Source organism: Moraxella catarrhalis (genome assembly GCF_001632285.1).
Classification (GTDB): domain Bacteria; phylum Pseudomonadota; class Gammaproteobacteria; order Pseudomonadales; family Moraxellaceae; genus Moraxella; species Moraxella catarrhalis.
The window spans coordinates 1-5,733 of sequence record NZ_LWAH01000018.1 but is presented as its reverse complement, the minus strand read 5'-3'; the positions used below and the strand labels follow the sequence as shown (position 1 = coordinate 5,733).

The window sequence follows — 5,733 nt, the reverse complement described above, 5'->3', positions numbered from 1 at the left end:
CAACCCCCAAACAAAACCCCCCTTTGCTTCTGCAAAGAGGGGTTTAAAATAAGGTGCTGACGATGACCTACTCTCACATGGGCGAACCACACTACCATCGGCGCTAAGACGTTTCACTTCTGAGTTCGGGAAGGGATCAGGTGGTTCCATCTTGCTATTGTCGTCAGCGTAAAAGGATTAACAACGCTGTATGAGTCTGTTTATTACCAAATCAAGATTAAGGTTCATCTTACATATTACCAATCAACACAGTCAGTGGTAAACCACTTGGGTGTTGTATGGTCAAGCCAAACGAGCAATTAGTATTGGTTAGCTACATGTATCACTACACTTCCACACCCAACCTATCAACGTCGTCGTCTACAACGGCTCTTTAGGGAAATCTTATCTTAAGGTGGGCTTCCCGCTTAGATGCTTTCAGCGGTTATCCCATCCGAACATAGCTACTCGGCAATGCCACTGGCGTGACAACCGAAACACCAGAGGTTCGTCCACTCTGGTCCTCTCGTACTAGGAGCAGATCCTCTCAAATTTCCAACGCCCACGGTAGATAGGGACCGAACTGTCTCACGACGTTCTAAACCCAGCTCGCGTACCTCTTTAAATGGCGAACAGCCATACCCTTGGGACCTGCTTCAGCCCCAGGATGAGATGAGCCGACATCGAGGTGCCAAACACCGCCGTCGATATGAACTCTTGGGCGGTATCAGCCTGTTATCCCCAGAGTACCTTTTATCCGTTGAGCGATGGCCCTTCCATACAGAACCACCGGATCACTAAGACCTACTTTCGTACCTGCTCGACTTGTGGGTCTCGCAGTTAAGCGCGCTTTTGCCTTTATACTCTTTGAACGATTTCCGACCGTTCTGAGCGCACCTTCGTACTCCTCCGTTACTCTTTAGGAGGAGACCGCCCCAGTCAAACTACCCACCATACATTGTCCTTGGATTTGTTGATCCTAAGTTAGAACCCCAACATAACCAGGGTGGTATTTCAAGGTTGGCTCCACAAATACTGGCGTATCTGCTTCAAAGCCTCCCACCTATCCTACACAAGTTAGGTCAAAGTTCAATGTAAAGCTGTAGTAAAGGTTCACGGGGTCTTTCCGTCTAGCCGCGGGTACACAGCATCTTCACTGCGATTTCGATTTCACTGAGTCTCTGCTGGAGACAGCGCTGCCATCATTATGCCATTCGTGCAGGTCGGAACTTACCCGACAAGGAATTTCGCTACCTTAGGACCGTTATAGTTACGGCCGCCGTTTACTGGGGCTTCGATCAAGAGCTTCGCTTACGCTAACCCCATCAATTAACCTTCCAGCACCGGGCAGGCATCACACCCTATACGTCCACTTTCGTGTTTGCAGAGTGCTGTGTTTTTAATAAACAGTTGCAGCAGCCTGGTATCTGCGACTGCCAACAGCTCAAAGAGCAAGTCTTATCACCATCGGCAGCGTACCTTCTCCCGAAGTTACGGTACCATTTTGCCTAGTTCCTTCAGCAGAGTTCTCTCAAGCGCCTTGGTATTCTCTACCTGACCACCTGTGTCGGTTTCGGGTACGATTCGTTTATGACTATCGCTTAGAAGCTTTTCCTGGAAGCAGGGTATTTGCCACTTTGCCAGTAAACTGGCTTGCTATCAGATCTCATTAATAACCGAGCGGATTTGCCTACTCAGTCTAACTACATCCTTCCACCTGGACAACCATCGCCAGGCTGGCATAACCTTCTCCGTCCCTCCATCGCATCATAAACAAGTATCGGAATATTAACCGATTTCCCATCGACTACGCCTTTCGGCCTCGCCTTAGGGGTCGACTCACCCAGCCCCGATTAACGTTGGACTGGAACCCTTGGTCTTCCGGCGAACGGGCTTTTCACCCGTTTTGTCGTTACTCACGTCAGCATTCGCTCTTGTGATACCTCCAGCACACCTTACAGTGCACCTTCACAGGCTTACACAACGCTCCCCTACCACTTAATTGAAACAATTAAATCCGCAGCTTCGGCTCCTAGTTTGAGCCCCGTTACATCTTCCGCGCAGGCCGACTCGACTAGTGAGCTATTACGCTTTCTTTAAAGGGTGGCTGCTTCTAAGCCAACCTCCTAGCTGTCTGTGCCTTCCCACATCGTTTCCCACTTAACTAGGAATTTGGGGCCTTAGCTGGCGGTCTGGGTTGTTTCCCTCTTGACGACGGACGTTAGCACCCGCCGTCTGTCTCCCGGATATTACTCATCGGTATTCGGAGTTTGCATCGGTTTGGTAAGTCGGTGTGACCCCCTAGCCGAAACAGTGCTCTACCCCCAATGGTATTCGTCCGAGGCGCTACCTAAATAGCTTTCGGGGAGAACCAGCTATCACCGAGTTTGATTAGCCTTTCACCCCTATCCACAAGTCATCCCCTGGCTTTTCAACGACAGTGGGTTCGGTCCTCCGGTGCCTGTTACGGCACTTTCAACCTGCTCATGGATAGATCACTCGGTTTCGGGTCTATACCCTGCAACTCATTCGCCCTATTAAGACTCGGTTTCCCTACGGCTCCCCTATTCGGTTAACCTTGCTACAGAATATAAGTCGCTGACCCATTATACAAAAGGTACGCCGTCACCCGACCACTTAATCGTTCTGATTGTCAAATTGTGATTTGACACGATTCATCAAGAAAGTTCTCATACGACCATTATTTTTTATGGTTCGCTCTCGTTTTCTTGCCACTTGTTCATTAATGTAGGCTTCACAATAAACAATACGCCATGTTCTTGCTCTGGTTGAGTAAGTTGTGCCATTATTATGGTCATCAATTCTTTGTTTTAAATTGGTGGTAAAACCAACATAAAACTCATCATGATTATCCACGTTTTGTATGACATAGACGTAGTAAAAATTCATTGTTATCCTCAAAACGATTAAGTGGTCGGGCTCCGACTGCTTGTATGCACACGGTTTCAGGTTCTATTTCACTCCCCTAACAGGGGTTCTTTTCGCCTTTCCCTCACGGTACTGGTTCACTATCGGTCAGTCAGGAGTATTTAGCCTTGGAGGATGGTCCCCCCATCTTCAGACAGAATTTCTCGTGTTCCGCCCTACTTAATATGTCGCTTAAACAGTTTCGCATACAGGACTATCACCTACTATGGTTGGCTTTCCCACGCCATTTTGCTACTGTAAAATTGATCGGCTCCTCCGTGTTCGCTCGCCGCTACTTACGGAATCTCATTTGATGTCTTTTCCTCGGGGTACTGAGATGTTTCACTTCTCCCGGTTTGCCTTACACAGTAAACCGTGTAATAACCAACTTATGTTGGTTGGGTTTCCCCATTCAGAAATCGCCGGGTCACAGGATATTGCCACCTCACCGACGCTTATCGCAGGCTATCACGTCTTTCATCGCCTCTGACTGCCAAGGCATCCACCATGTGCACTTCATTACTTGACCATACAACCCCAAGTAGTCTGACTTCTAGGAAGTCTTTGGTGTGTATGGGTAATGTGTAACGATTCACCTATGTTTACGCTTGATTCAGTTCTCTTTACTTTTTTGGTGTTTGTATTGGGTACAAACACCAGGTTAATTATTTGTTGGAATTAAATAATTAACCCAGACTCATACTATGTTGTTAAATAATGTTATAAACTTCGTCAGTTTATAAAATAAAAGCATAAATAAGAAATCTTATTTAAATTGCTTATGTATGCTTTGATGTTTAAACTTGCTTGGTGGAGCCAAGGAGAGTCGAACTCCTGACCTCCTGCGTGCAAGGCAGGCGCTCTACCAACTGAGCTATGGCCCCAAAATGGTGGGTCTAATAAGACTTGAACTTATGACCCCCGCGTTATCAACACGGTGCTCTAACCAACTGAGCTATAGACCCGTTTTTAAACATCTTACCAAAGAACAACTTGTTGTGGATTCTTGCCAATCAGATAACTTCGTTAAGGAGGTGATCCAGCCGCAGGTTCCCCTACGGCTACCTTGTTACGACTTCACCCCAGTCATCGACCCCACCGTGGTGATCGCCCTCTTGCGTTAGGCTAACCACTTCTGGTGAGATCAACTCCCATGGTGTGACGGGCGGTGTGTACAAGGCCCGGGAACGTATTCACCGCAGCATTCTGATCTGCGATTACTAGCGATTCCGACTTCATGGAGTCGAGTTGCAGACTCCAATCCGGACTACGATTGGCTTTTTGAGATTAGCATCACATCGCTGTGTAGCAACCCTTTGTACCAACCATTGTAGCACGTGTGTAGCCCTGGTCGTAAGGGCCATGATGACTTGACGTCGTCCCCGCCTTCCTCCAGTTTGTCACTGGCAGTATCCTTAGAGTTCCCGACCGAGTCGCTGGTAACTAAGGAAAAGGGTTGCGCTCGTTGCGGGACTTAACCCAACATCTCACGACACGAGCTGACGACAGCCATGCAGCACCTGTATGTGAATTCCCGAAGGCACTCTCGCATCTCTGCAAGATTCTCACTATGTCAAGACCAGGTAAGGTTCTTCGCGTTGCATCGAATTAAACCACATGCTCCACCGCTTGTGCGGGCCCCCGTCAATTCATTTGAGTTTTAACCTTGCGGCCGTACTCCCCAGGCGGTCTACTTATTGCGTTAACTGCGTCACTAAGTCTTTAAAAGACCCAACGACTGGTAGACATCGTTTACGGCGTGGACTACCAGGGTATCTAATCCTGTTTGCTACCCACGCTTTCGCACCTCAGTGTCAGTATGATGCCAGGGAGCTGCCTTCGCCATCGGTATTCCTCCAGATCTCTACGCATTTCACCGCTACACCTGGAATTCTACTCCCCTCTCACCTACTCTAGTTATCCAGTATCAGATGCAGTTCCCAGGTTAAGCCCGGGGCTTTCACATCTGACTTAAATAACCACCTACGCGCGCTTTACGCCCAGTAATTCCGATTAACGCTTGCACCCTCTGTATTACCGCGGCTGCTGGCACAGAGTTAGCCGGTGCTTATTCTGTGGGTAACGTCAGGGCTTATGGGTATTAACCATAAGCTTTTCCTCCCCACTTAAAGTGCTTTACAACCAAAAGGCCTTCTTCACACACGCGGCATGGCTGGATCAGGCTTTCGCCCATTGTCCAATATTCCCCACTGCTGCCTCCCGTAGGAGTCTGGGCCGTGTCTCAGTCCCAGTGTGGCTGATCATCCTCTCAGACCAGCTACAGATCGTCGCCTTGGTAGGCCTTTACCCCACCAACCAGCTAATCCGACTTAGGCTCATCTAATAGCGAGAGCTAAAAGCCCCCTTTCACCCGTAGGTCGTATGCGGTATTAGCTTGGGTTTCCCCAAGTTATCCCCCACTACTAGGCAGATTCCTAAGCATTACTCACCCGTCCGCCACTAAGTATCAGAAGCAAGCTTCCTAACTTCGTTCGACTTGCATGTGTTAAGCCTGCCGCCAGCGTTCAATCTGAGCCATGATCAAACTCTTCAGTTTAATCTTTTGTTGCCAATATAAAAAGACAAGCTTTTTTATTGGACTTTAATTTTGGCTCATTCATCGTGTACGTTATGTACTTACTAGCAATAATTGATATTTTAAAAATATCTGCTCATCGTGTAAATGAATTAACTTTGAGTATTTTTGCCTTACTTAAGATAAGTAATTAAGATAAGTAATAAGTATCAATGAATGATAATTTATTTAAGTATCTTGTATTGACAAAAATCCACACAAGTTGTTCTTTAGTTTGGATTTTAAATAGT

Annotated in this window: 2 tRNA genes and 3 rRNA genes; all 5 read right to left on the bottom strand. The window is 47.4% G+C overall.

Features of this window, described 5'->3' with window-relative positions:
• Positions 1-54 precede the first annotated feature (54 nt).
• A 5S ribosomal RNA gene (gene rrf, locus A4U55_RS08690) occupies positions 55-168 on the bottom strand.
• Positions 169-278: 110 nt separating this feature from the next.
• Positions 279-3,436 (bottom strand): 23S ribosomal RNA (locus A4U55_RS08685).
• Positions 3,437-3,715: 279 nt separating this feature from the next.
• Positions 3,716-3,791: transfer RNA gene (locus A4U55_RS08680), tRNA-Ala, on the bottom strand.
• A 4-nt stretch (positions 3,792-3,795) separates the two neighbouring features.
• Positions 3,796-3,872 (bottom strand) — tRNA-Ile (locus A4U55_RS08675).
• A 62-nt stretch (positions 3,873-3,934) separates the two neighbouring features.
• Positions 3,935-5,464, bottom strand: a 16S ribosomal RNA gene (locus A4U55_RS08670).
• Together the 16S, 23S and 5S rRNA genes with 2 tRNA genes alongside form the textbook arrangement of a ribosomal RNA operon.
• Positions 5,465-5,733 lie beyond the last annotated feature (269 nt).